This window comes from Streptomyces sp. H27-H5, assembly GCF_026627505.1.
Taxonomy (GTDB): domain Bacteria; phylum Actinomycetota; class Actinomycetes; order Streptomycetales; family Streptomycetaceae; genus Streptomyces.
In genome coordinates this window covers 24,329-49,926 of record NZ_JAPNLK010000063.1, presented here as the reverse complement: position 1 = coordinate 49,926, position 25,598 = coordinate 24,329, and the positions used below count along the sequence as shown (strand labels likewise).

General features: G+C 70.4%; 26 protein-coding genes and 1 pseudogene. 16 read left to right on the top strand and 11 right to left on the bottom strand.

The annotated features are described in order from the left end of the window. Positions 1-161 precede the first annotated feature (161 nt). Positions 162-1,043 (top strand): annotated as a pseudogene (locus OTB19_RS27805) (LuxR C-terminal-related transcriptional regulator); the annotation flags it as partial. 14 nt (positions 1,044-1,057) lie between these two features. On the opposite strand, the gene bla reads toward OTB19_RS27805, so the two are convergent. Next, entirely contained in the window at positions 1,058-1,984 is a 927-nt protein-coding gene (gene bla / locus OTB19_RS27800; RefSeq protein WP_267801247.1) for a class A beta-lactamase, read from the bottom strand. Positions 1,985-2,220: 236 nt separating this feature from the next. Here bla and OTB19_RS27795 point away from each other — a divergent pair, with 236 nt between their 5' ends. Next, positions 2,221-4,209: a bifunctional metallophosphatase/5'-nucleotidase gene (locus tag OTB19_RS27795; RefSeq protein WP_267801246.1), complete on the top strand. Its 1,989-nt coding sequence runs from the start codon at positions 2,221-2,223 to the stop codon at positions 4,207-4,209. Positions 4,210-4,307: 98 nt separating this feature from the next. Here the strand turns inward: OTB19_RS27795 and OTB19_RS27790 are convergent, their stop codons facing one another. Continuing rightward, positions 4,308-5,324, bottom strand: a complete 1,017-nt coding sequence (locus tag OTB19_RS27790; RefSeq protein ID WP_267801245.1) for a helix-turn-helix domain-containing protein — start codon at positions 5,322-5,324, stop codon at positions 4,308-4,310. 268 nt (positions 5,325-5,592) lie between these two features. Between OTB19_RS27790 and OTB19_RS27785 the strand changes: the two genes are divergently transcribed. From OTB19_RS27785 to OTB19_RS27775, 3 genes are all read left to right on the top strand, one after another. Continuing rightward, complete coding sequence (locus OTB19_RS27785; protein ID WP_267801244.1) at positions 5,593-8,328, top strand: M4 family metallopeptidase; 2,736 nt, start codon at positions 5,593-5,595, stop codon at positions 8,326-8,328. Positions 8,329-8,564: 236 nt separating this feature from the next. Next, on the top strand, positions 8,565-8,999 hold the full coding sequence (locus OTB19_RS27780) for a VOC family protein (protein ID WP_267801243.1): 435 nt from the start codon (positions 8,565-8,567) through the stop codon (positions 8,997-8,999). Positions 9,000-9,142: 143 nt separating this feature from the next. Then, positions 9,143-9,451: an SCO0607 family lipoprotein gene (locus OTB19_RS27775; protein WP_420716922.1), complete on the top strand. Its 309-nt coding sequence runs from the start codon at positions 9,143-9,145 to the stop codon at positions 9,449-9,451. 31 nt (positions 9,452-9,482) lie between these two features. Here the strand turns inward: OTB19_RS27775 and OTB19_RS27770 are convergent, their stop codons facing one another. Beyond that, the gene (locus OTB19_RS27770) at positions 9,483-9,677 is read right to left on the bottom strand and encodes a hypothetical protein (protein WP_267801242.1); all 195 of its coding nucleotides are present in this window, start codon (positions 9,675-9,677) and stop codon (positions 9,483-9,485) included. Between the two features lie 487 nt (positions 9,678-10,164). Here OTB19_RS27770 and OTB19_RS27765 point away from each other — a divergent pair, with 487 nt between their 5' ends. Next, positions 10,165-10,791, top strand: coding sequence for a hypothetical protein (locus tag OTB19_RS27765; RefSeq protein WP_267801241.1), 627 nt, complete (start codon positions 10,165-10,167; stop codon positions 10,789-10,791). Positions 10,792-10,875: 84 nt separating this feature from the next. Here the strand turns inward: OTB19_RS27765 and OTB19_RS27760 are convergent, their stop codons facing one another. After that, positions 10,876-11,469: a TetR/AcrR family transcriptional regulator gene (locus OTB19_RS27760; protein WP_267801240.1), complete on the bottom strand. Its 594-nt coding sequence runs from the start codon at positions 11,467-11,469 to the stop codon at positions 10,876-10,878. A 98-nt stretch (positions 11,470-11,567) separates the two neighbouring features. Between OTB19_RS27760 and OTB19_RS27755 the strand changes: the two genes are divergently transcribed. The 3 genes from OTB19_RS27755 to OTB19_RS27745 all read left to right on the top strand — a co-directional run bounded on the left by OTB19_RS27755 (position 11,568) and on the right by OTB19_RS27745 (position 13,758). Further along, entirely contained in the window at positions 11,568-12,788 is a 1,221-nt protein-coding gene (locus tag OTB19_RS27755) for an alpha/beta fold hydrolase (RefSeq protein WP_267801239.1), read from the top strand. 139 nt (positions 12,789-12,927) lie between these two features. Continuing rightward, positions 12,928-13,320, top strand: a complete 393-nt coding sequence (locus OTB19_RS27750; protein WP_267801238.1) for a nuclear transport factor 2 family protein — start codon at positions 12,928-12,930, stop codon at positions 13,318-13,320. Positions 13,321-13,563: 243 nt separating this feature from the next. Beyond that, positions 13,564-13,758: a hypothetical protein gene (locus OTB19_RS27745; RefSeq protein WP_267801237.1), complete on the top strand. Its 195-nt coding sequence runs from the start codon at positions 13,564-13,566 to the stop codon at positions 13,756-13,758. Between the two features lie 57 nt (positions 13,759-13,815). On the opposite strand, the gene OTB19_RS27740 is transcribed toward OTB19_RS27745, so the two are convergent. Then, positions 13,816-15,228 (bottom strand): YhgE/Pip family protein, encoded by a 1,413-nt coding sequence (locus tag OTB19_RS27740; RefSeq protein ID WP_267801236.1) that lies wholly within the window; start codon positions 15,226-15,228, stop codon positions 13,816-13,818. Between the two features lie 135 nt (positions 15,229-15,363). Here OTB19_RS27740 and OTB19_RS27735 point away from each other — a divergent pair, with 135 nt between their 5' ends. The 4 genes from OTB19_RS27735 to OTB19_RS27720 all read left to right on the top strand — a co-directional run bounded on the left by OTB19_RS27735 (position 15,364) and on the right by OTB19_RS27720 (position 18,225). Continuing rightward, positions 15,364-16,032 (top strand): MerR family transcriptional regulator, encoded by a 669-nt coding sequence (locus tag OTB19_RS27735; protein ID WP_267801235.1) that lies wholly within the window; start codon positions 15,364-15,366, stop codon positions 16,030-16,032. A gap of 391 nt (positions 16,033-16,423) precedes the next feature. Continuing rightward, positions 16,424-17,026, top strand: a complete 603-nt coding sequence (locus OTB19_RS27730; protein ID WP_267801234.1) for a TIGR03086 family metal-binding protein — start codon at positions 16,424-16,426, stop codon at positions 17,024-17,026. 125 nt (positions 17,027-17,151) lie between these two features. After that, positions 17,152-17,547, top strand: a complete 396-nt coding sequence (locus OTB19_RS27725; RefSeq protein ID WP_267801233.1) for a YciI family protein — start codon at positions 17,152-17,154, stop codon at positions 17,545-17,547. A 174-nt stretch (positions 17,548-17,721) separates the two neighbouring features. Then, positions 17,722-18,225, top strand: coding sequence for a hypothetical protein (locus OTB19_RS27720; RefSeq protein ID WP_267801232.1), 504 nt, complete (start codon positions 17,722-17,724; stop codon positions 18,223-18,225). 171 nt (positions 18,226-18,396) lie between these two features. Here OTB19_RS27720 and OTB19_RS27715 read toward each other — a convergent pair whose 3' ends face one another. Next, positions 18,397-19,332 (bottom strand): NADP-dependent oxidoreductase, encoded by a 936-nt coding sequence (locus tag OTB19_RS27715; protein WP_267801231.1) that lies wholly within the window; start codon positions 19,330-19,332, stop codon positions 18,397-18,399. A gap of 90 nt (positions 19,333-19,422) precedes the next feature. Next, complete coding sequence (locus tag OTB19_RS27710; protein WP_420716923.1) at positions 19,423-20,172, bottom strand: DODA-type extradiol aromatic ring-opening family dioxygenase; 750 nt, start codon at positions 20,170-20,172, stop codon at positions 19,423-19,425. 288 nt (positions 20,173-20,460) lie between these two features. Here OTB19_RS27710 and OTB19_RS27705 point away from each other — a divergent pair, with 288 nt between their 5' ends. Further along, positions 20,461-20,934: a MarR family winged helix-turn-helix transcriptional regulator gene (locus OTB19_RS27705; RefSeq protein WP_267801229.1), complete on the top strand. Its 474-nt coding sequence runs from the start codon at positions 20,461-20,463 to the stop codon at positions 20,932-20,934. A gap of 85 nt (positions 20,935-21,019) precedes the next feature. Here OTB19_RS27705 and OTB19_RS27700 read toward each other — a convergent pair whose 3' ends face one another. Next, the gene (locus tag OTB19_RS27700; protein ID WP_267801228.1) at positions 21,020-21,499 is read right to left on the bottom strand and encodes a protein kilB; all 480 of its coding nucleotides are present in this window, start codon (positions 21,497-21,499) and stop codon (positions 21,020-21,022) included. 395 nt (positions 21,500-21,894) lie between these two features. Between OTB19_RS27700 and OTB19_RS27695 the strand changes: the two genes are divergently transcribed. After that, positions 21,895-22,662, top strand: a complete 768-nt coding sequence (locus tag OTB19_RS27695) for a hypothetical protein (RefSeq protein WP_267801227.1) — start codon at positions 21,895-21,897, stop codon at positions 22,660-22,662. Positions 22,663-22,741: 79 nt separating this feature from the next. Here the strand turns inward: OTB19_RS27695 and OTB19_RS27690 are convergent, their stop codons facing one another. After that, complete coding sequence (locus tag OTB19_RS27690) at positions 22,742-23,104, bottom strand: DUF1330 domain-containing protein (protein WP_267801226.1); 363 nt, start codon at positions 23,102-23,104, stop codon at positions 22,742-22,744. Between the two features lie 537 nt (positions 23,105-23,641). On the opposite strand from OTB19_RS27690, the gene OTB19_RS27685 reads away from it, so the two are divergent. Further along, positions 23,642-23,770 (top strand): hypothetical protein, encoded by a 129-nt coding sequence (locus tag OTB19_RS27685; protein WP_267801225.1) that lies wholly within the window; start codon positions 23,642-23,644, stop codon positions 23,768-23,770. Positions 23,771-23,966: 196 nt separating this feature from the next. Here the strand turns inward: OTB19_RS27685 and OTB19_RS27680 are convergent, their stop codons facing one another. Further along, on the bottom strand, positions 23,967-24,845 hold the full coding sequence (locus OTB19_RS27680; protein WP_267801224.1) for a hypothetical protein: 879 nt from the start codon (positions 24,843-24,845) through the stop codon (positions 23,967-23,969). Between the two features lie 177 nt (positions 24,846-25,022). Continuing rightward, the gene (locus OTB19_RS27675; protein ID WP_267801223.1) at positions 25,023-25,541 is read right to left on the bottom strand and encodes a hypothetical protein; all 519 of its coding nucleotides are present in this window, start codon (positions 25,539-25,541) and stop codon (positions 25,023-25,025) included. Positions 25,542-25,598 lie beyond the last annotated feature (57 nt).

Genomic DNA, 25,598 nt, shown 5'->3' with positions numbered 1-25,598 from the left:
GGTTCCCACGTCGTGCCCGGGGACGCCCACCTCGTGGTGGAAGGTGACCTGCCCGCCGGCGTACGAGGTGGCGCCGGCGAAACCGCGACTGTCCGCGTAGAACCGGCCGCTCTGGAGCCACACGACGCGGCGCGGCCGTCGCCGCCCACGCCCACAGCGGACCCTCCAACCGGGACGCCCACGTACTGATGGCACTCGTCCACACCGGCCGCTCGGACGAAGCCCGACGGCTCGCCGACGCCTTCGACCTCAGCCGTGCCCCCGAATCATGGGAGCTGAACCGCTTCCTCTACGCGCGGGGAGTACAGCGCCTCGCCGCCGGCGACCCGGCGGGCGCCCTCCACGACTTCCTGGAGTGCGGCCGCCGCCAGAGCGCCCGCGAGGTGTACAGCCCGGTCGTCACCCCCTGGCGGACGGCGGTCGCCCAGTGCCGCCTCGCACTCGGCGGCAGCCAGGAGGCCCTGGCCCTGGCCACCGAGGAACTCCGGCTGGCCCGCGTCTGGAACACCCCCCGCACCGTGGGCCGCGCGCTGCGCGTCCTCGGCGCCGCCACCGGAGGCCGCCGAGGACTGCACCTCGCCGAGGAAGCGGTCGAGACCCTCAGGGACGCGCCCGCCGACGCCGGCATGGAACTCGTCGAGGCCCTCCTCGCCCAAGGCCGTCAACTCCACGCCGCAGGCGAACGCGGACGCGCCCGCGACCGGCTCCGCGAAGCCGCGGACCTGGCCGAACGCAAGGGCGGCCTACGCCTCCTCGCCCTCGCCGAGCAGGCCCTCCGCGAGGGCGGCGCCCGCGTCCCGACCGCGTCGCGAACCGGCTCGGGGGCCCTGACCGCCAGCGAGCGCCGCATCGCGGACCTGGCCGCCGCCGGCCGGACGAACACCGAGATCGCCGACCTGCTGCACCTCGCCCGCCGCACCGTGGAGACCCACCTGACGAGCACCTACCGAAAACTCGGCATACGCCGCAGGTCGGAACTGCCCGCGGCCCTGGACCACCCCCACCCCCCGGCCGCCGACACCGCGAAAGTGACGACGCCCTAGGCAGGGCTCGTGCTCTACGTCAGCGCCTTGGTGACCAGGGACGCCGCTTCCGCGATCAGCTTGTTGTCGTGGTCGGCGTCCTCCGCACCGCGATTCGACATGATGGCCATGACGAGGGGAGCGGAGTCGGGGGGCCAGACCACGGCGATGTCGTTGCGGACCGCGTGGACGCCGCCGCCACCCGTCTTGTCCCCGACCACCCAGCTTTTCGGGACACCGGCCCTGATGAGCTCGTCGCCGGTGGTGTTGGTCTGCAACCACTTCACGAACTGTGCGCGTTCGTCCTTTCCGAGCGTGTCTCCGAGGGCGAAGGCCCGTAGGTCCTCGGCCCAGGCTCGGGGGGTGGTGGTGTCGGGTGTGGCGCCGGGGGACCATTGGTTGAGTGCCGGCTCGCGGCGCTCCACCCGGGTCGTGGTGTCGCCCACCGCTCGGAGAGCGGCTGCCAGGCCCTGCGGACCTCCGAGGGCATCGAACAGCAGGTTGGCCGCGGTGTTGTCGCTGTGGCGGACGGCGGCGTCGCACAGCTGACGCAAAGTCATCCCGGCTTCGACGTGCTTCCCGGTCACGGGTGAGTGGTCGATCAGGTCATCCCTGGAGTACTTGATCACCTCGTCCATGTCGTGCGGGGAGTGCTTCCGCAGGACCGCGGCGGCGGCGAACGCCTTGAACGTGGAGGCGTAGGCGAACCGCTCGCTGTCGTTGTAGGCCACTTCCCGCCCGGTGCCGGTGTTCACCGCGTAGACCCCGAGTCGTGCGGCGTACGTGCGTTCCAACCGCTTGAAGTCCGCCGCGGACGCCTTCCCGGCCGGAACCGGCCGCGTCGTCGCGGCGGGCGGAGTCGGTGAAGTCGGCGAAGTCCGGGTACTGCCCTGGCCGCAAGCCGCCATGGAGAGGAGGACGAGCCCGGCCAGGGCGGCGTGTCGAACACGTGCGTACTTCATCCTCGAACCTCCGGGAAGCCCATGACGCTCGGGTGCCCGCCGCGTCCCTGGTGCGAGACCCCGCTCGGCCGGGACCCGCTCTCCCGCAAGGCTACGACTTCGACGAAGGCCGGCGCCGTAAGGTGAACGACCTCCAGGGGCATCGGAAGTTGCAGCCTGGCGCCCTGCGGATGAAGACCTGTGGGGAACGGGCGAACGGCCTCGTCCGCGAGGAATCGCCGCGCGATAGTCAGGGCATGAGTCTGCCGAAGACAGTCAAGTCGTGGAACGACGTCGGGGCCGGTCGGCGTTCCTTCCTCACTGCCATGGGCGCCGTCGGCGCCACCGTGGCAACCGGCGTTCCCGCATACGCGTCGGACCACGCCCGGGACGTCCGCGACGCCGACGGCCACGTGGACGTCCAGTTGCTGAACATCACCGACCTGCACGGATATCTGGCCGCAGCACCCGGCGGCGACTCCACCATCCATGGCAACGGCGGCCAGACCTACACGGTCGGCGGGGTCGCCTACATGGCGGCCCACCTGAAGCGGATCAGGGACGGGAAGGCGAACTCCCTCTTCTTCAGTCCCGGCGACAACTTCTCCGGGTGGGAGTTCGATGCGGCCGTCTTCGCGGACGAGCCCACGATCGAAGCCTTCAACCTATTGAAGCTCGACTTCTCCACCGCCGGCAACCACGAGTTCGACAAGTCACCGGCCATGATCACGCGGCACATGGAGGAGGGCGTCCCCTTCCCGGTGGTGGGTCAGGACACGTCGTTCATCGACTCGGCCGGCCGGCGGTTCCCCGGCGCGGACTTCCCCTTCTACAGCGGCAACGTGCAATGGCGGGGAGACGGGGCCGACGTCCTCCCCGCGTACAACATCAGGTACGTCGACGGTCCCAGGGGGGAGAAGATCCCGGTCGGTTTCATCCACCTGACAGCCATCGGCACGGAGTCCTCCAGCACGGCCTACCTGCCCGCCGTGAAGACACGCGACGAGCTCCAGACCGTCAATCGGCTGGCCGCTCTCCTCAAGAAGCGCGGTGTCAACGCCATCGTGCTCAGCATGCACGACGGCGCGGTCGCGGGCGGCGACTTCAACGGGGGACTCAACCCCTCGGGCCCGGCCTACGAGCTCGCCCTCCAGGCCTCGCCCGACATCGACGTCATCGTCACCGGCCATTGGCACACCCGCTTCAACATGATGCTGCCCGACCCGAACGGGGTGCCCCGGCCCTTCGTGGAGGCCGGCTGTCACGGCCAGCTCATCAACGAGATCAACCTGAAGCTGGATCCACGTACCGGCAAGGTGGTTCGCGAGCTGACCGTGTCGACCAACCACCCCAACACGCGGACCGGCATCGCCCCGGACCCCGAGATGCGGCAGGTCGTCTCGTACTGGAACGGACAAGCGACCACCCGGGCCAACTCGACGATCGGCCGGCAGCGCGGCTCGTTCCTGCGGGCGCGGAACGCCGCGGGGGAGAGCACCATGGGCGACCTGGTCGCCGACTGGGCATTGTGGGCCGGCAGCCGGCCCACGGACAAGAACTTCAACGGCAACTGCCACCCGAACATCCCGGCGCAGCTGGCCATGGTGGCACTCGCTCCCCGGGTCGGGCAGACAGTGATCGCCGGTGACCTGGTCCACGACCCTGCCACGAACGGGGCGATCCCGTTCGTTCGCGCCTGGCGCGGCGTGGGCTACGGCGACCCGGTCGTCAGCGTCTGGGTCACCGGCCAACAGATCCACGACGCCTTGGAGCAACAGTGGACGACGAAGGAGGGCGGGGGCATACAGTACGCGCCGTTCGCCGTGTCGAAGAACGTGCGCTACAGCTTCAACTCCGGCGCCGGCGTGGGGAACCGCGTCGATCCCCGCAATGTCCACATCGACGGCAAGGCGCTTGAGCCCACGAGGCGCTATCGGCTGGCCACCCTGGCCTACACCCTCGTCGGAGCGGACGGATACCCGGCGCTGACGGACTTCGAAGAGCCGTTCACCCACCAGCGCGACTTCGAGAGCTTCGTGGCGTTCGTGAGGCAGGCGGGCACCCTCATTCCCGCGCCGACCAACCGTGTGTCCGTGTTGTCGTCGTCCGGCGCGCTGCGATCAGAACTCGGGGAGATCGTGGACCCGGTGGAGCCCCTGCTCTCCGACGGCACACCGATGTCCCGGCCCCAGGCGGCGATCGTGACCGCGGCCAGGTCGCACGACATCCCGTACCCGCCCTGCTGAGGGGCGGCGTTTCGATGAGCACCCCACCCGACACCCCGTACCCGACAACGTGACCGGAATCGACGGGCGAGGCGACCCGGGCAGCTGCCGGCCGAGAGTCAGGCCTCCGCGGCCCGGTCGAGCCAGCCGCGGATGACGGCCTGGGCGCCCGCCTGGAAGCGGGTGCCCGCGTCGAGGTCGTCGAGCATGCCGCTGATGCGGCGGCGCGCGGTGTGCACGTGAATGCCCAACCGGCGGGCAATGGCCTCGTCCTTCAGGCCCGAGGCGAGCAGACTCAGCAGTTCCCGCTGGGACGTGGTCAGATGGCTGTCGGGGTTGCCGACCGGTGTGGCACGGTCCCACAGGGTTTCGAAGAGCGGCAGGACGGCTCTGCGCAGCAGGGCTCCACCCGGTACGAGCGCGGGTTCCGCGCCGTCGCCGGCAGCGGACGGCGGCAGCAGGCAACTGTGGCGGTCGACGACGATCAGCCTCGTCGGGAGGTGGGCGCCCACCCTGGCCTGAAGGCCGCGTTCGGTCAGTGCGCCCAGGGTCTGTGGCCGGCCCGGATGCTTCATCCACTCACGGTCCAGGACGGTCCGTACGATCACGCCCCGGTCGAGCAGGTCCCCGATGGCGGGCCCGAGCGCCTCACCGTCCGGCGCCGGATCGGGTAATCCTCTGATGCCCGGGGGTCTGTCGAGGATGAGTACCTCGCTCCGGGCGGCGGCGAGCATGTGCCGCACGCGCGTCGTGATGTCCTCGGCGCCCGACAGGATCTCGGGCGTGCCCGAGCGCCCCGCTCCGAGGACGGCGGATGGCCGCTCGGCCAGTCCGTCGGCGTAGGTGCACAGGCGCTCCAGTTCCGCGGACTCCTGACGAAGCAGTGCCTGGCGGCGTCGGACCAGCAGCCGAAGGGTGGTGGCCGGTGAGGTGGCCGGCTCCGGGGATTCTCCCGGCAGCGGTGTGGTGACGACCTGTCCGGCCGGACGGGCCGGCGTCCTGTCAGGTCCCGGCTTGCCGACGCCGGTCAGGGCGTCGAGCTGAGCGGCATCGCCGGCACCGGCAACGAGGAGCGCCTTGTGGGCGTCCTCCTCGGGCCATCCGAGGCCCGGGTTGTACGGGTCGGTATGGATCATGTCGGGGATTCTGACCTCTTCACAGACTGCCCACAAGTGTGCGTGGCCACTTCTGAGGGGCGTCGAAGGCTGTGCAAAGGCTGTGGAGCGGGCTTGCATGACCGTGACGTAACGCATTGATCCAAGCACCCACCGTTGAGGAGACGTCTTGCGCAAGCCCGGCACACGTTCATCGGCACCGGCCGCAGTCGCGAACAGAGGATGGCGCGTATCGCTCCGTTCCGGCACCGGAATCGCGGCTCTGCTGGCCGCCGCGTTGACACTGACGGTGTCACCCGCGCAGGCCACCGACCCCACTGACGGAGGGTCAGGCGTCCTCTCGGGACGGGACACCGACACCCCCGTCCTGGTCGAGGGCATACGTGAACCCGTGGACGCCAAGGCGGCTCCCGCCGACGCGGCGCGTCAGCACCTCGCCTCGAAGAAGAGCCGCTACAAGATCCCGCAGGCGGTCGGTGACCTGACTCCCGTCTCGACGGTGAACAGCGGCGCGGACGAGACGGTCCGCCTGCAGCAGAAGCACCACGGCGTGCAGGTCCTCGGCGGCCAGTACGTGGTGCGGATGCAGAAGCAGGACGGCAAGCGGGTGGTCACCGGCACGTCCGGGCACTACTTCACCGGCCTCACCGCCGGCGTCACCCCGCAGGTCGGCCAAGAGCTCGCCGTCCAACGAGCGGTGTCCGCCACCATCCACCAGCTGGGCGGAGCCGTGCTCGGCAAGAGCCAGGCTCCGCGGGCCGGCGGCCACGACGCCGCCCAGGCTCCGCTGGCCGGTGAGGCCAAGGGGCTCGTCATCCTTCCCAAGGGAGACGGTGTCCTCGCCTACCGCGTCACCGTGCGCGGCAGCGCGCCCGGCACCGGGGAGCCGGTGCTGCGCGAGGTGTACGTCGATGCCACGTCGGGCTATCCGGCACTCCAGTACAGCGCCCTGAAGACGATGACGGCGCCGGACGCGGTGAGTGGCAAGGACACGAAGGACGCCCCGGCCGCGGACGGCCCGGCGGGTGACGCGTCCGGACTGTTCCCCGAGGCGGGATCGGGTACCCGGCTGAACGGCGGCAAGACCCCGCTGTCCATCGCCTACGACCAGACCGCCGGATCCTTCGTGATGGCCGATGCCGTCCGCATGCGGGGCACGTCCAAGAACCTGCTGGCCACCTGGGACGCCCGCGGCCGGTCGGTCTCCGAAGTCTCCGGCAAGTGGCCCGGCAACCTCAAGATGTTCTCCTCGCCCACCGCCGAGTTCGACGCCGCGGCGACGGACTCCGGGGCCGTCGACGCCCACTGGAACGCCGAACAGGTCTACGACTACTACAAGAACGCCCACGGGCGCGACAGCCTCGACGGCAGCGGCATGACCGTCAACTCGCTGGTCGGTGTGACGTACTACGGCATGCCGTACGCCAACGCCTTCTGGGACGGCGCCAAGATGGTGTACGGGAACGGCGACAAGGAGTACAAGCCGCTCTCCGCCGACACCGACGTGGTCGGCCACGAGATGACCCACGGCGTCATCGAGCACACGGCGAACCTCGTCTACGCCGGTCAGTCCGGTGCCCTGAACGAGGCCCTCGCGGACTACTTCGGCAACGCGATCGACGTCACCGCCAACGGGATCCCGATGACCGACCCCACCGCGGGCCTGATCGGGGAGAACCTGTGCCGCACGAAGGCGGCCGCCGACTGCGCCCTGCGTGACCTCAACGACGGCGCCACCACGTCGAAGAGCTTCCTGGGTGTTTCCTTCGCCACCGACAACGGAGGCGTGCACCTGAACTCGACGATCTTCTCCGGCGCACTGTGGGACATGCGCGAGGACCTCGGCGGCACCCTCGCCGACAAGATCGTCTACAAGGCCCTCACCGAGTACATGACTCCGGTCGACGGCTTCACCGAGGCCCGCAACGCGGTACTCGCCGCGGCGAAGTCGATGGGCGTCACCGCCGGCCAACAGAACACGGTCAAGCGCGCCTTCAACGCCCACGGCGTCGTTCCCGGCTGGGAGCAGGCCCTGGGCGTGGACAGCGACTCCCTGTTCGGCAAGCTCAACACCACCGACAGCGGCGTGGGCGCCGGCGGCGGGTGGTGGACGGTCTCGAAGTCCAACGACGACGGCTCCGAGCCCTACTCCGTCTACGCCGGCCGGATGGACGGCAAGGGCGCGGCGAAGGTGATCAGCCCCAACGACGGGCGCTTCCACACGGCGCCCGCGACCGACGGCAAGACGGCCGTCTGGACGGCCTACGGCACCACTTCCGTCGACATCCTCTCCCGACCGATCGCGGGCGGCCCGGTCAAGAAGCTCTACAGCTCGACCACCGGCGTCTCGGGCCTGCGCATCGACAAGGGCGTGGTCGTCTTCGAGGAGTACGACATCTTCGGCGGCCGCCACGTCGGCTACCAGCGCCCCGCCGACAAGGCGCCCGTCTTCGTGGACGGCCAGGACTGGGACATCATCACCGCCCTGCCGTCCGTCAAGGGCGACAAGCTCGCCTACGCCAAGCTCTACCCGCAGGACGGCACCTACCGCCTCGGGGTGGAGATCCTGGACCTGGCCTCGGGCAAGACCACGCAGGCCGAGCAGCTCGACGAGGCCGTGAGCCTGGGCCAGACCGGGGTCAACGGGAACCACGTGTTCTGGCTGAGCGACACCAACGAGGGCGACAGCGGGCAGATGACGATCCTGCGCTCGGCGCTGGACGGCACCGGGACCGTCATGGTCAGCAGCGAGCACAAGCCCGGCGCGCTGATCGCCTCCGACCTCACCGTCTCCGAGGAGGCGCTGACGGTCGTGGCCCGGACGCCCGACACCCAGTACCGCAACGAGTCGCTGCCCAAGCTGTGGCAGCTGACGACCGACGGGTCCCGCCAGGACCGCGTCTCGTGCAACCGCGGTGAACAGAGCTACCCGGCGGCGGGCGCCGGCCGCCAGGTCGCCTGGATCGACGCGACCACCGGCTCCACGGACCTCGTCGTCCGCGACCGGCCGGCCGGTCGCTGCTGACCCGACGCACTCCAAGGGGGGCCGGGGGCTCGTGGCACACGCCATGAGCCCCCGGCCCCCTCGCGTCCCGCCCCACCACACGACCGTGGGACCCGTGGCCGGTCGGCCCACGGGCGGAGCGAACCGCCCAGGAGGCGAAGTCCGGTACACCGCGCCGCGGGTGGGGCCGTCAGCGCGACCATCGGCCGGGGGCGTAGCGACGCATGCGGCCGACCCCGGGCCTCTACGATGGCCCGATGGTGTCGATCAAGCAGTTCCAAATCACTTTCGACTGCGCGGAGCCCGAGCGGGTCGCTCGTTTCTGGTGTGAGGTGTTGGGGTACGTCGTACCACCGCCGCCGGAGGGGTACGCCACCTGGGACGACTTCGATCGCGCACTGCCGCCCGAGCGCCAGGGTGCGGCGTTCGCATGCGTCGATCCCTCGGGAGTGGGCCCGCGCATGTTCTTCCAGCGCGTCCCCGAGGGCAAGGTCGTCAAGAACCGGCTGCACCTCGACGTCCGGGTCGGCACCGGGCTCGTGGGGGAGGAGCGGGTGGCCGCCCTTGAGGCCGAGTGCGCACGACTGCTCCCGCTCGGCGCGGCACGCGTGCGACTGCTGCGTGCCGACGGATTCAACGAGTCCTGCCTCGTGATGCAGGACATCGAGGGCAACGAGTTCTGTCTCGACTGACCCGCCGCGCCCGCGGCACCTTCACTGTTCGAGACCATCCGGCAGCCCCATGGATGGGAACAGAGTGCACCGTCCGTCGTGCGCCGGCTCGCGCGTGCGCCGGCGCACGCTGGGCATATGTCCCCGGACGACAGGAGACCGACGTGATCACATTCCGTACGCGCCGTCACCAGAGCGGCATCAGCGTCCTCTTCGCCGCTGCGGCGCTCGCCGCGACGTTGGCCGGGTGCTCGATGAAGGACGCCATCTGCCGTGGCGGGGAGTACCCGGTCATGACGGTCGGGGGCACCGGCTCCGCCTGCGTCTCGGACGGGAAGCCGCCGCCCGAGGGGTTCACGCGGTACCCCGACGGCAAGGTGCCCGAGCACGTCGACGACTCCTGGGACGTGTACTGGCGGACCCACACCCTCGACGACAAGGGCAACATCATCGACGCCCCCGCCCCGCGATAAGGGGCCGGTCCGGTGAAGGACGGTGCCCTCGTCAGGTGGTCTGCCTCGCGCGCAGTCGTCGCACATCGCGTACAAGCACGCAGAGAGCGCTGAAGAAGATCACGGCACCGGCCGCGATCCACACCGCCGATGCCCCCGTGCGATGCTCCCGAAGGGCGCCGACGAGCAGCACCGCGCCGGCAAGAACGCCGAAGGCCGAGACCAGGGTGTCGATGCGGCGGGTCACACGGACATCATCACCGACCATCCCGGCCGGCGGGAGTGATGCAGAGGAAATCTCCCCTCACTTCCCGGTTCCCGATTCCCGATCGCATGGTGCCCGCGTTCCGCTGCAGGACCACATCCCGGTCTCACGTCGCTCCACCAGAACAGGGGTTACCCATCGACCCGCGGGCGCCCGATGGTCGCCGCCACCCTCCGGTAGTGGTGGAGGTGGACGTCATCGTCACGTCATCGGCGTCGGCCTGCGCACGGCCCGTCCGCGACGGAGTTCCGGCTCTGCTGGACTTCCACGTTGCGTCGGGTGATGGAACGGAGCTCCAAGCGTCGTGTCATGAGGACTTGGCAGCGGCGTGGCAGCTCGTACGCGTGCGGGCAGGTCCGCCCCGGGGTTGGCGCGTCTTGGCGTCGCGCCCGAGTTCCTACATGATCATCAAGAACACGCAAGATCGCACCCCCCCGTCAGCGGTTATCGCGAGACAAGGAACCGGCCATTGAATCCTTCGCCGGCGCGCCTGGCGCGCCTACTGGCAACCCTCGCAGCGGGTGCGGCGATCGGCGCATTGGGAGCCCTCGCGGCCAAGGTCGACAACCCGGTCTTCCACGTCGTGAACCACGTGTTCTCCGGGGGTTGGTCGTGGGCCTGTTTTGCCTTTCTGGTCGGTTGTTCCTGTCAATCAAAAGTCAAGGCGGCGTGGCTGTCCTCCTCGGCATTGGCCATCGGCGTGGTCGTCTACTACCTGTGCAAGGCTTTGAGTCCCGTGGCCCCGATCGGCATGGACGGCGCGCCCGAGCCGAACTTGGGGAGTGCTTCATCGGGGATCCTGGTCTGGGGAGCGGCTGCCTTTGTCTTCGGCGCTCCGGTGGGGCTCGTCGGAAACCTGGCGCGCATACCCGGCATCGCAGGCCTCTCGTTCCGCCTGCTGATTCCGCTGATCGCCTTCTATGAGACATCGCTGCGCCTGGACGTGGAGGCGGCCACTGCGGGGCGCGTTCCCGAAGTCACCTGGAGCACGATTCGCGTGCTTGCCGTCCTCGCCGCCGTGGCACTTGTGGGACATACGCTGTGGGGTTTGCGTACTCGGCGCGACCGTCCGAAAGTCGGGGTTGAAGCAGACTGAGGGGCAGGTCGAGCCTCACTCCGGGCGCGGGCGCGGGCGCGGGCGCGGGCGTGAGGCCGGGGGAGTGGGAGTGGCCCACGGCCCTCAGGCAGGCCGCGGTGTGGTCGTGCTGCCGAGCAGGCGGTTCACGAGGAGTTCCGGGTAGCCGGAGGCCGGCGGGTCGATGCCGAAGATCGCCCGGAGGTAGAGCGGCGCGACGAGTTGGTCGAGGATCTGGTCGAGCGGCGGGGGGACCTCGCCGCGGGCGGTGGCGCGGTCACGGATGCGCTCGATCGCCCCGATGCGGCGCTCGAACTGCCCCGCGCGTTCCCCCTGCGCCGGGGCGCTGCCCGGCATCGACAGGGCGACGGCGCGAATGAGGAGTCGCCCCTCGGGCGTGCGGATGCTCGCGACGCCCGCTTCGACCCATGCCGTCAGGTCGCCGCGCAGGGTGCCGGTGTCGGCGAGCGGCCAGTCCCGTTCGAGACGGGTGACGACCACGTCGGCGAGGAGCGCCTCCCGGCTGCCCCAACGCCGGTAGACGCTGGTGTGGTTCACGCCGGCGCGCTGCGCGACGGCGGGGATGGTGAGGTCCGCGCCCTGGGGGTCGGACAGCAGGTCGATGACGGCCTGGTGGACGGCTGAGCGGACCTGCTCGGGGCTCTTGCGCAGGCGCGGGGCCGGTTGGTTCGAAGTCACGCACCCATCGTAAGCGCTAAGCACAACTATTTGCTTATTGGTGCCCGGGGGGTCTACAGTCCTGCCATACGCACAGATCTGTGCTTAAGGAGAGTGTGATGAAGCCGCTGCTGTTCCCCGGCAACCCCCAGTTCTGGTACGAGACCCTGCGCTCGATGAGCCACATCGCCTACGGCGGCGCCGACTTCGGCGAGGTCGTCTCCACCAGCGCGCGCATCAAGGAAGGCGACTACGACAGCTGGTACGAGGAGTGGACGGCGACCGCCGACCGGGTGGCCGACGAGGCACAGCGAGCCCTGGACGCGGGCCACACCGTCAGCGCCCGGGACGGATTCCTGCGCGCCTCGAACTACTACCGGTCGGCCGAGTTCTTCCAGCACGGCTCCCCGTGCGACCCCCGCCACGACCACGCCTACGACCGCAGCGTGGCCTGCTTCCAGGCCGCCGCCGCGCTGCACACGCCCCGTATCGAACCGGTCCTCATCCCCTACGAGGGCACCACCCTGCCCGGCTACCTCTACCGGGTCGACGACACCGGCAGGCCCCGCCCGACCCTGATCATGCACAGCGGTTTCGACGGCACCGCCGAGGAACTCCACTTCAGCGGCGCGTTGGCGGCCGTGGAGCGCGGGTACACCGTCCTGACCTTCGACGGTCCCGGGCAGCCCGGCCCCCGCCACCACCAGGGCATGGTCTTCCGCCCGGACTGGGAGAACGTCATCACCCCGGTCGTCGACTTCGCCGAGGCACTGCCCGAGGTCGACAACCACCGCATCGCACTCTTCGGGAGCAGCATGGGCGGCCTGCTCGCCCCCAGGGCAGCCGCCTTCGAGCACCGCCTCGCCGCCGTGATCGCCGTCGACGGTGTGTACGACCTCGGCCAGATATCCGTCCGCAACATCCCGGGAGACCGGGACCAGGCCGAACGGCTCCTGCGCGCGGACTCCGCCCCCGAACTCGACGGGAGCTTCGAGGAGATCATGGCCCAGGACGCCACCGCCCGGTGGGCGATCAACCACGGCATGTACGTGATGGGCGTCGACACTCCCCGGGCCTTCAGCGCCTCCTACCTCGACTACACCCTCGCCGGCGGCATCGCCGAGCTGATCCAATGCCCCACCCTCGTGTGCGACGCCGCCGAGGATGAGTTCTTCAAGGGCCAGCCCGAGCAGCTCTACGAGCGCCTGACCTGCCCCAAGACCCTGATGCTGTTCACCGCCGAGGAGGGCGCCGGCGCGCACTGCCACCCCGGCGCCATGCGCCTGGCCCTCGCCCGCATCTACGACTGGCTCGACACCACCCTCGCGACCGCCGCCTGACCACCCGGCCGGCCGACACCTGACACCCGACTCCCGGCACCCGACCGACTCCCGGCACCCGACCCGGCACCCGGCACTCGCGCATCCCCGTCCGCAGGCCCGGTCCTCCCGTACGACCCCACACGACAAGGAAGTCCTGATGAACCGCACCGGAATCGAAGCCGCCCTCAACGACCTGCTCTTCGACCGCGACATCACCCTGGAGGAGGCCGCCGAGCGCCACTTCACCCCCGGGTACCGCCAGCGCACCGACGGCCAGTGGGCGGACCGCGCGGAGTTCCTCGACCACATCGGCCACCTGCGGGGCATCGTCGCCGGCGGCAGGGTCGAGGTCCACGACGAGCTGTACGACGGCGACAAGTACGCCGACCGGCACACCTGCCACATCACCAAGAACGACGGCAGCACCGTCACCATGGAGGTTTACGTCTTCGCCGACCTCGCCCCCGACGGCCGCTTCCACCGCATCGAGGAAACCACCTTGATGCTCAGCGGCTCCGACGCCGACCGCGCCATCGGCAGCGCTCGCTGACCTCCCCCAGGGTGACTGCGTCGCGGTCCTCGTCCACCGCGAGCTCTGCCCGTCGTCCTCGCGCTTCGACCATGCGGGAGGGGTTGGCAGGGCCGAGTGGGCCGGTCGGGCACCCGAAGCGGAGGCGATCCAGGGCGGCCGCACCGTCGCGGACACCCGTCGTTGGGATCGGTACGAGTGCCGGCAGGGGGACGGGCGCCGCGAACGGGGCGGTTGCGCGGTTGCGGCAGCTCCGTATCGCCGATGACGCCGAGCGCCACATCGAGCCGGCGCGGGGTCCGCGCCGAGCGCGGACACCTCGCCGCCGCCCCGCTCCCGGTGGCCCCGGAGGATCTCCACCGTCGTGCTCCTGCCCGCTCGGTCAAGCCCGGGGAGGCCGAGGGCCTCGCCCCGGCGGATCGTCAGGCCGATCCGCCGACCGGGGTGACCTCGCCGTAGTGCCTGCGAGGCCCTCCACCTCCACCGGGCTCTGTGTCACGGCGCTCGGTGCGTCCCTCAGGCCGTGGCAGGAGCCGAGGCCTCGGACTTGGTGCCCGTGTCCGTGCCCGCTCCAGTGCCCGTGCCCGTTTCCGTGCCCGAGTCCGTCTCCGAGCCCGAGCCTGAGTCCGCGCCCGAGTCGGTGCCGGTCACCGGCTCGGGGTGCGGGATGCGGTGCAGTCCCCTGCGGTCGTAGAGGCGGGTGACGGCGAAGCCGAAGACCAGTGCGGCGACGAGGGCGACTCCCATGGAGGTCCACGCCCGGGTCAGGCCCGCGTCGGCCTGGGCCCCGTAGTAGAGCAGGGAGCGCAGGCCCTCGGTGATCTGGCGCAGCGGCTCGAACTCGGAGAGGCCCCGGAAGAACCCGGGCAGCGCCTGTACGGGCACGGTCGCGCCGGAGGAGGGGACAGCCATCGCGACGAACACGATGGTGGCCAGCAGCATGCCGGGGGTGCCGAAGGCGGCGAACAGGGCCAGGCTGCCGACGCCGACGACCGCGATGGTGGCCACCGAGTAGAGCCACAGCAGGCCGAGGTGGGAAGCGTCCATGTCGAGGATGCCGACGGTGGCGACCTCGACCAGGCTGCCCATGACGAGGGACAGGCCGAGCATGAGCGCGATGCCGATGGCCAGGGTGCGGACCCGGCTGGTGTGTTGGACGGGTTCGCGCTTGCGGACCGGGCCGAAGTCGGTGTGCAGGTAGCCGAGCGCGGTGTCGACCTGCGAGTTGACCACGTTGGCGCCGAGCATGCCGCAGACGACCAGTACCAGCGCGTAGTAGAAGGCGCTCAGGCCCATGGCGCTGCGGGAGCCGACGGGGTGGCCGTCGGCGACGTTCACGGTCACCGGGTCGGCCAGCTTGAGCTGGGCGGCCGTCGGGATCGGGGCCTTCTGGGATCCGACCTGCTTGAGGAGTTCCTGACCGAGCTGGGCGGAGGCGGCGTGAGCGGCCTTCTGCGCGGCCTGGGAGGACATGGAGGAGCCGATGCTGCCGGCGGCCTGGTTGGTCAGCACGGTCAGCTTCGGCGCGGTGGCCTTGCCCTGGGCTGCGGGTTGCGGGGCGGTGAGACCGGTCATGGAGGCGGAGAAGTCCGCGGGGATGACGAGGGCGCCGAAGAGCTTGCCCTTGCCCAGCCGCTTGTCGGCCTCCTCGCGGCTCAGGACCTGCCAGTCGATGCTCCGGTCGTCCTTGGCGGCCTTCTCGATCCCCGACACGACCTGCTCGCCCAGGTTGATCCGGCGGCCGTTGACGTCGGCGCCGCTGTCGCTGTTGACCAGGGCCACGGGCAGGTCGCGCAGATTGCCCTTGGGGTTGACGTTGCCGCCGACGTAGAGCAGGGCGAACAGCATCGAGACCACTGCGGCGATGAGGCCCGTTCCGATCCACAACTGGGGTCGGCGGAGCACGGACGGAGGTATGGGCTGAGGCATCGATTCTCCGGTGCGGCGGCGGCGTTCGTACGTTGGATACTTAAGGTATCCAGCTACTGGATACTGGCAGTATCTTGTTGTGGTGTCCAATCGCCGCCGACGGCCACTGGACCGCGAGACCAGCAGGGAAGCCGCATGAAGATCTCGGAGCTCAGCCGCCGCACCGGCGTGCCGGTCGCCAGCATCAAGTACTTCCTGCGGCAAGGGCTGTTGCCGGCGGGGAGAGCGACCGCCGCGACCATCGCCGAGTACGGGGAGGAGCACGCGCAGCGGCTCCGACTGATCAAGGCGCTGACCACGCTCGGCGGTCTCACCATCGCCGCCACCCGCGACGTGCTCGGGGCCGTCGATCAGGCCGAAAGCTCCGAGGGCGCCCTCGGAGCGATCAGCTACGCCCTCCCCGTGCCGGTGGCGGGTCGTCGCCCCGCGGGCGACGAGGAAAAGGCGGAGGAAGGGCAAGCCGACACGACCGTCGGGACCGAGGTCGCCGAACTGCTCGCGGCCTTGGACTGGCAGGCGCCCGGCACGTCACCGCACGTGAAAGGGCTGACGGCGGCCTTGGAGGAACTGCGCCGGCTCGACGCGCAGTACGCCCCGGGCGAGCTCGCCGCCTACGCGAGGCTCGCCGAGTCGGTGGCCCGCCTGGACCTGGAGCGCGCGGCCGGCCTCGACGACCCGGTGGCCCTGGCGGAGCGGGCGGTCATCGTGTTCGCGATCTGCGCCCCGGTCTTCGAGCTGCTGCGCCGTCTCGCACAGGAGGACCAGGTCCGACGCCGGGTGGCGGGCGACGCCGCCGAGTCCTGACCGGACCCAACCTGAGCCCCGGCCCACGTCCGGCGTCCGTGACCTACGGGCTCACGCACTGCCCGTGGGCCGGGGCCTGCCCTTGAGCCTTGGTTCGGGGCCTGCCCCTCAAACGGCCCCGACGCGTCCGAATGCGGCCCACCCGAAGCCGCGCCGCGCGCCGCGCACCCCGCGCTTCGACCGGCCCGCGGGGGTCGGTCCCGATCGTGGCGAGGGTCGTCGCCACGATCACGGTCAATCCGGCCCTTACCACGGCCGTGTCCCGGCGGCCCCAGGCGGCGACCATCGCCCCCGCCGGAGTGATCGGCAGGATTCACCGCCCGCGCGCCGATGAGTACGGCCCTCGCCGTCGGTCTACCGTTCAGACCCATCGTCCCCGGAGGAGCGACCGATGACCGAAACGACGATTCTCGACCTCGGGGCCCAGACCCGGATCCTCGCCCGGCTCGCGGCGAGCGTCCCGGACGCCCGGCTCACCGACCGGACCCCGTGTCCCGACTACACGGTCGGTGACCTGCTGGGCCACCTGCTGGGCCTCTCCATCGCTTTCCGGGACGCCGCCCGCAAGGACCTGGGCCCGACGACGGACACGGCCCCCGACTCGGTCGCCCCCTCACTGCCCGCCTCCTGGCGCGAGGACCTGCCGCGAACCCTCGGTGAGCTGGCCGAAGCCTGGCAGGATCCGGCCGCGTGGACGGGCATGACCTGCGCCGGTGGCGTGGACCTGCCCGGCGACATCGCCGGCGCCGTGGCCGCCGACGAGCTCGTGGTGCACGGCTGGGACCTGGCACGCGCCACCGACCAGGAGTACGCACCCGACCCCGCCGCGCTGAGCGCCTCGTACACCTTCCTCCTGGCAGCGGCCGGAGAGCAGGGCCGCGACGGGGGCATCTTCGGCCCCGTCGTGCCCGTACCGGACGACGCCCCGCTCCTGCACCGGGCCATCGGGCTGAGCGGACGCGCCCCGGACTGGACGCCGTCGACGCTCCGCTGACGACGGGCATCGACGGGACGTGACGGCGGCCGGCTCCCACGAGTCCGCGCGATGCGTGAACCGGACCGAGGGACCAACTTCACCGAGACATCCGAGCGACCAACCAACCGAGAGGATTCAGAACGATGAAGTACATGATCCAGATGAACATGCCCGCCGCCGAGTGGGACACCATCATGTCGGCGTACCCCAAGGACGCCATGCAGGCCGTGCTCGACCACATGGACGCCCTCAACGACGAGATCACGTCCGCCGGTGAATGGGTGGAGGCCGAAGGCCTCGGCGGTCCTTCCCGCGTCAAGACGGTACGGGCCGGGAGCGACGGACGGCCGCAGGTGACCGACGGACCGGCCGAGGCAGGGCAGAACATCCTGGCCGGGTACTGGGTGGTCGACGTCCGGAACGAGGAACGGGCCCTGGAGATCGCCGCACGGGCATCCGCCTGCCCCGGCCCCGACGGCAAGCCCGGCAACGATCCGGTCGAAGTACACGCGATCTCCGACGGCCCGCCCGAGGCCTGAGCCGGTCCGCCCGCCGCAACCGAGAAGGTGGCGAGGGGGCGGAGCCGGTCCGGCGAACGGGTCGGCCCGCAAGGAATGACGGTCACTCACATGCACTGAACAGCAGCCGACTTCGAGCCATCCGGGCACTTCCGCTCGATGCCGGGACGAGTGGGGTGTCGCTATGATCGGGTCATGGGACCCCTGAAGCCGAATCTCGTCGAGCTCATAGTCGGCCTCATCACCTTCTGTGTGGTGTTCGTCGCCCTTGCCAAGGTCCTCCTCCCCAGGATCGAGACCACCCTCGCAGAGCGTGACGAGGCCACCGCGGGCACGCTTGAGCGGGCCGAGGCGGTCCAGGCGGAGGCGCAGCGCACTCGTGCCGAGTACCAGGCGGAGTTGGCTGCTGCCCGTCACGAGGCCTCGCAGATCCGCCAGGCTGCACACGAGGAGGGGGTCGCCCTCCTCGCCGCCGTTCGCGCGGAGGGGCAGAAGGCGCGCGAGGAAATGATCGCCGCGGCCACGGTGCAGTTGGAGGCCGACCGGGTGATCGCCGCGGCCGAGCTCCGCGAGGACGTCCTCGGGCTGGCCGCCGAACTCGCCGGGCGCGTCATCGGCGAACCGATCACCGACCTCGACCGTGCGCGCGCCATCGCCGACGCGTTCCTCGACGACGAAGCGGCCGCTGCCGAGAGCTGAGTACGAGGCGGCTCCCACACACCCAGGGCCGATCGGCGCGGTGTCCCCCGGAGCCCCATTGAACGTCCGGGCCACCCACCGGCGGGAGCGCTGACGGCGGGCGGCCCGATCCGGCGATCAGGGTGCGGCCAGGGTGCACCCAGGGTGCGGCCAGGTGCGATCAGCGTGTGCTCAGGGAACGAGTACGACCGTCTTGCCGGGCAGCCGGCCCGCGCGGGCGTCCTCGTGTACGGCGGCCAGATCGGCCATTGGGCGGTGGGCGGCCACGTGGAGCCGGAGCTTGCCGGCATCAACCTTGGCGACCAACTCGGTCAGTTGGGCTCCGTCGCCGCGAACCCACAGGCTCGCGCTGCGCACCCCCCGAGCGGGATCCTCCGGGATCGGGCCGGCCGTACTGGCGGCGACCCCGCCGTCGGCGATGTAGCTCGTGAGCTGCGCGAGTTCCTCGGGGGAGACGCGTACATGGTTCACCACGACCTGGAACGGACCTCCCACGGCGGCCGGGCCCGCGCCGAGGTCGAGGGGGCCGACGACCCGGTCCACGCCGTACCCCCGAAGGCGGTCGGCGTGCTGCGGGCCGTCCACGGCGGTCACGTGCGCTCCCGCGTCGACGGCGAGCTGTACCACGAGGCTGCCCACCGCGCCCCCCGCCCCGTTGACCAGGACGGTCTGACCGGGCTTCAACCCGGCGAGCTCGAACACCGTCTGCCAGGCCGCCAGGCCGGTCAGCGGCAGCGCCGCGGCGTCGACCAGCTCGGTCGTCCGGGGCGCCGGAGCCAGGGACTCGGCCGGGGCGAGCACGTACTCGGCGGCGCCGCCGGCGGAGTCCAGGGGCAGCATCGCCACGACCCGATCGCCGACCTCCAGGCCGGTCACGTCCGCGCCGAGTTCGGCGACGGTGCCCGCCAGGTCGATCCCCGGCACGTACGGGAGAGCGATCGGGATCATCTCGGCCAGGACACCGGCGCGGATGGGGTCGTCGACGGGGTTGAACGACGTGGCCGCCACCCGCACCAGCACCTGTCCGGCGCCGGGTACCGGGCGGTCGATGTCCTCCTGGCGCAGGACCTCGCTGTCACCGAACTCATGGAAACGCATTGCCTTCATGGCACTTTCCTCCAAGGTGTGTTGATGGCGTGTTGATGTCGTCGCCCGCACATGAGGCGATCAGACGGAAGGTGAAGCGCGTCGACGCGCTCAGGTCAGCTGTACCGACCGGGTCGAGTTGCCCATCACCATGCGGTCGATGGCGCTCACGGCGCTGCCGGGGTCGTCGGCGGCGCCGACGGCGAGCAGCAGCGGGACGAAGTGGTCGGCCGTCGGATGGGCGACCGCGGCGCCGGGAGCCTTGTCGCGGTAGTCGGTGAGGGCGTCGGCGTCGCCCCGGGCGAGGGCGTCCACGGCCCATTCGTCGAAGGCCGTGGTCTCGGCGGCGAGCTCCGGCCGGCGGAAGACGGCGAAGCTGTGCGTCATGAAACCCGAGCCGAGAACGAGGACGCCCTCGTCGCGCAGCGGCCGCAGGCGTGCCCCGAGCGCGAGCAGGGCGCCGGGATCGAGGCTGGGCATCGACACCTGCACCACCGGGACGTCGGCCGCGGGATACATCGCCATGAGCGGGATGAAGGCCCCGTGGTCGAGGCCGCGGTCGGCGAACTCGTGCACCGGCGTCCGGCCCAACAGGCCGGTGAGTCGCCGAGCCAGGTCGGTGGCGTCCGGGGTCGCGTAGGGAAGGCTCTTGTAGCGGGGATGGAAGCCGCTGAAATCGTAGAAGAGCGGGGTGCCGGCCGCGGCTGCGGACATCGCGACCGGTGCCCGTTCCCAGTGGGCCGAGACGACCACGATGGCCCGGGGTTTGGGCATGGACCGGGCCCAGTCGAAGAGGTCGCCGAGCCACTGCGGATCGTCGAGGGTGAACGGGGCGCCGTGGCTCACGAACAGGCTGGGCAGCGGCCCGTCGGAGGGTTCCCACACCCGCTGCTCGCGCGCCTGTGGCAGGGCCCGGGCCAGGAGGTCGTCGTACGCCGCGGCCGGTGGTCGCGAGGGCACGGGGGACGTCAGGCCGTTCGGGGAGGTGAGGCCGTTCGGCGAGGTCAGGCTGCTCGCATGGGTCATCGAAATCAGCTCCTTCAGTTGCCCAGGCAAGTATTTTGACTTGCCCTGGCAAGTGAAAACGTAGCCCATTGAGACTTGTCTGGGCAAGTGATTCGAGTTGCCCGGGCAAGTATGATGGGGCTCATGGACACTCAGTCGCCCTGGCTCGACGACGACCAGCAGGACCTGTGGCAGGCGCTCCTCACGGTCGTCATCGCCCTCCCCGCGGCCCTCGACCGCCAGCTACAACGAGACGCGGGCATCTCCAACTTCGAGTACGGGGTACTGGCCCAGCTGTCCATGGCCGACGAGGGCACGATGCGGCTCAGCGACCTGGCCCGGGTCAGCGACAGCACCCAGCCCCGCCTGTCGAAGTTGATGGATCGCTTCGAAGCCCGCGACTGGGTCGCCCGCCGCCCCGACCCCGGCGACGGTCGATACACCCTCGCCGCCCTGACCGACGCCGGCCGGCAGAAGCTCGTCGAGAGCGCACCGGAACACGTCGCGCAGGTGAAACGGCTCGTGTTCGATCCCCTCAGCACCGCACAGCGTCGCCACCTGGAGACCGCGCTCACCCGCATCGCCGCCACCGTGCGCCGGGAACTCGAAGGCGGGTGACGAAACCGCGCTCCACCCGGACCGGGGCGACGACCCGCCGGCCGGCCCGGAGCGCATGATCGTCAGGCGACAACGCCCTTGAGGATCAATGGTGGTCGGGGGTGAGCAGCGCGGCAGCCGAGGCGACGAAGGCGACCGCAGTGGCTTTCGCGGCCCGGCGCAGCGCGTTCAGCTCCGGGGTGGTCGTGGCATTGCGCAGGGCGTACGTGGCATCGGCTGCGGCCTGGGCGGGCGCGGTCAGCTCGGGCACCAGGACCTGGAGCCGGATCAGGGGCGCGGTGATCGCCGCGCGGGTGTCGTGGGAGGTCGTCTGGGCTGCCAGCCGCGCTTCGGGGTCGGCGGCGCCGTCGGGACCATCGGTCATGCTCAGGCGCTCCCGGTGGAACATCGCTGACCGGTGGGCGTCCAGGGCGGTGGCAAGGTTCGTGACTGCGGCGAGCTTCTCCTGACGGCGGGCATCGGCACGGTCCTCGGCGCGGGCGGTCCGGGCGGCGCGATGTTGGAGGAGTCCGGCGGTCAGGACGCCGGCCAGGGTGCCGACCACGGCGACTATGGAAGACCACATGGAGCGAATGTCCTCTCGGTGAGCGACGGATCAACGCCGCACGCGGGCGCGGCCGGCCCGTGGAGAGACCGGTCCGGCTCGTATCCTCGCGGACTCCGACACCTGCCGTCCTGTCCTGGACCTGCCCGCCAAAACCTCCCGCCCGTCACCGCTCCCACCACGCACGCGGACCCACATGTCGCGCTGCCGGCCAGGGACCCGGCGCTTTCGGTCCCGATGACAGGCGCCCATCTCCAGCGCCATGCCGATGCCGTCACCACGGCGGAATCGCGAAGCCCCGTCAACGGGACTCGTTCGTTGACGGCTTGAGGAGTCGCCGCGGAGGCTCCTGCCGCGATCACCTTCACGATCACGATTACGGTCACGGTCAAGAGCCGGCTTGTCATACTTTTCGTATGGAGACGCAAGCCATGGAAGACGCGCGGCGTTGGCTCGCCGAGCGGGGCGTTGTCGAGGTCGGTGACAGGTGGGTCGACGCCGAGGCGCCAAAACGGCCCCTCACCGCCAACGAGATCGCGCACTCCTGGGCCTGCGAGGTGTTCGCCGATGAAGACATGGACACGGCCGAGCAGGTGCGGATGGCCTTCGGAATGCTGGACCTTCTCGACGAGTACTGGGTGACGTGCGAGATCCGGTTCGCGGACCGGGGCTCGGAGGGGCCGTTGCCCGCCGAGATGCTGTGGGACGGCTATCGCCGACGGCTGGAGGCGGATCGGGACGCCGAAGCCGTCACCTACTCGCTCTGGGTCGACTGGTTCGAGGATCACGACACCGCCGCGACGGCCTTCGCCGAGGTGCTGGGGAACGACATCGACCACGTCGTGGCACAGGGATCGGACGACCTGCTCCGCCGTGCCGGCCGGGTTCTGGCCTGCTCGGGCCCCGTGCCCTGGCTCATGAAGCAGAAGGCGTACGACGCCGCCGTACAGCTCCACGACCTGCACATGCCGCTGTTCAAGGGCTTACTGCCCTGCTACCACGACGTATACGGCGACCTGGAGCCGACGGCCGCACTGGCCCTCCTCGCGCGACTGCAACTCCCCGCGGACACCCGCCATCTCCCGGAACTCCGGTCCGTGCTCGCCGCAGGACACGGGAACCACTACCGGAGCCCCCACGCCTGGGACGACGCCGTGGCGGCCTCAACGGGCTCATCGGACTGAACCCGGTCGGCCTCGGGCGGGTACGGGCGGGTACGGGCCGCATCTCCTCGTCCGCCCCGGATGGCGCATCGCGTGTGGACTACGAGGTCGATTGGCTCGCTCGGCCGGCTTCCGTCTGCAGCTTGCGGGCCCGTTCGGCCGGGTGGTAGTTCGGGCCGACACCTTCGATCAGCAGCAGGTCGCCTTCGATGTGGTCGGTACGCAGGTGCAGGATGGCCCGGTAGGCCGGAGAGTCGTACCAGGCACGGGCTTCGTCGAGCCCGGGGAACTCGATCAGCACCATGCTGCCGGGCCACGTGCCCTCGACGACCTCGGCCGGCGCACCGTGGATGACGAAGCGACCTGCGAAGGGGGCGAGGGTTTCCTGGATGCGCTCCAGGTACTCGATGACGTCGGAGTGATTCCGGCGGCTGCGGAGATGCGCGAAACCGTAAGCGGGCACCACGGGGCTCCTCTTGTTCAGGGGTGTGAGCGATGGCCAGAACGTAGCCGAGGGCGCTTGGGCGGTGCGATTACCTCAGAGGTAAGGAGCCCCCTCCTGGGACGTTCTCGGGCTGGCTTGGTGCCCGCCAGTTCAGATCCCCGACCGTCCATGCTGGTCCACGTCGATCCGTCCCGCGCCGCCCCCGGTGGCCCCCCGTTTGGCTCCCGGCCCGTTGCTCCTGCTTCCTGTTGTGCAGGAAGTGACGCCCCTTCTGCCCACCAGGCGGTCCTTCTGCCAACCCCACCCCAACCAGTATCTGAGAGGCTGTCACTGGCCATTTCTGGTGACCCCGACGCCCCAGAGATGGGCCGGCCTGTCGCGCCTGCGGCCTCCGACGACTTCAACACACGGCTCCGGAGGGCATGACGGGGTGAGGCTCCGGCAGCGTCGTGACCAGCGGAAACCTTGAGACTCTCCCAACTGCTCAGACGAAACCACGCGTCGGTCACACATGGGCGCTGTGGACCAGGCCGACTGGTGTCAGTGCTCAGGCATATGGTCGCGCTTGATGGTGGCGCCACCCGCGGGATGCTGTACTACCGCCGGCTCGTGACGGACCTCCCCATCGACGAGTACGCGGTGGACGGCCTGCTGGCGATGTTCCTGGCGGCGTACGCGAGGTAGCCGAAGACCGCCCCCGGACACCCGCACAGCAGCGACGCGAGCCGGGCGGCGAGACTACGGGACGTCCGGCAGATGGCGCCGTGACCGCGACGGAGAAGGTCACCACCGGTCATGCCCACCCCGACCAACTCGTCGCCTGGGCACAGGCTGTGCACTTCGAGGTCTGGCCGCGGCCCGCTCGCAGGTTCGGCCGCTGTCATGGCCCCTTGCGCGACGGCCCAGCGTTCGTGGTCTCTCCCATCGCCGTTGATGAGCCGGACTTGTCCGGTCGATCACGTTCGGAGCCGGAGGGCGACGGCGGCTGCGGCGGGAGTGCCGAGGAAGACGCAGACGTGGCCGTGCTTGTCGTGACACAGTCCGCCACGGCTTGCGCGGCGTGGGCGATGAACGGTGCCGGCAATTCATCCGACGTCCACGGTGACCAGCCGTCCCAGGCCTGCTCGGCGATCTGTTCCACCCGCTCGGCAGCTTGGGTCGGCCTCACCCCGGGAAGTTCCAGCGCTGCCGTCGTCCAGCCGATCAGCTCGTTCACCTCGATGTACTGGTACCACTCGGCGTCGTCCCAGCCGAGCCTGTCGGAGTGCCGGGCCCACGCCCACCGCAGAGCCCCCGCAGTGGCCCGGGCAGCCCGCTGCCGCGCTGTACCCGTCGTTGTTCGGGCGGCCTGCTCGGCGTACCTCACCAGGTCCAGCGTGGACTGGAACTCGAATCTGGCGAAGAACTCCAGGTTCTCGGCGATGGTGTGACGGAAGGCCCTGCCCGGGGCGCGGCTGCGCGAGGCATCCAGCCATGTCCCCAGCGAGGGCGACCGGCCCCAGTCGTGTGGGGGACGGGGGAACACAGGGCGGATCACGGCGTCGAACCAACCCTGGGTGTAGGCGTCACGGGCGGCGACGATCGCATGGACGTCGGTGTCGGTCGCCGGTTTCTCCGGATCCACGTGGCCCCACAGCACCACAAGCGAACGTTCCACGGCGGCCCTCACCGCACTGTGAAGGCCGCCCTGAGGGGAAGCCTGCGCCCACGGCAGGAGGGCGGGATAGCAAACAGCGAAAGGATCTTGATGGTCGGACACGGGTAGAGCCTAGGTGTATCGATTCGGCCGAGCCTCGTGACGTCGACGGGGACGGGGACGTCACCGGGCCTGGCTCAGGTCGCAGCCCTCGCCTCGACGGCGGCCCGGGTACGGTGTGGCGTCGTGGGAGGCCGGCTGCACCCGCCGATAGCCACTCCGCCGGGCATCGCCCGCACGTCAGTTGTGTTCGGCGGCCATGGCGTCGAAGGTCTCCCGCATCATCCGGTCGATGGCCCCCGGTCGTCCGATCGAGGAATCGAAGAGGTCGGCGAGCAGCCACAACACGAAGCCGTGCACCAGAGCTTCCTCCGCCGGAATCTGCCCGAACCGGTCGCGCCACGCCACGGTGTCCATGCCCATCGCCGCGGCCATGAGAACGCCGGTGACCATGGGTACCTGAGCTGGGTCGGCCATCTCGAAGGTGGGGAGCCGGCGGATCACAGCGGGGATCAGATCGCTGAGCGGATCAAGCCGATCCTCACCGCCCGACTGCTCGGCGATCAGGTATCCGGTCAGCACGCCCACCAGGAAGACCGTGCCCCGGGACACCTCCTCACGCCCGTACGCGTCCACCGCGGCCTTGACCCGCTCCTGCGCCTCCTGGCGCTCCTTGTTCGAAGTCCGCTTCTCCAGGACCCGGTACGAGTCCCAGGCCGCACGGATCGCCTCATCCACCACTACGCCGTCACTGGTCATGGAGCCACCGTAGGCGAGATAACGCGCCCGCCCGGGATCCCCTTCGAGGCGCGCCAC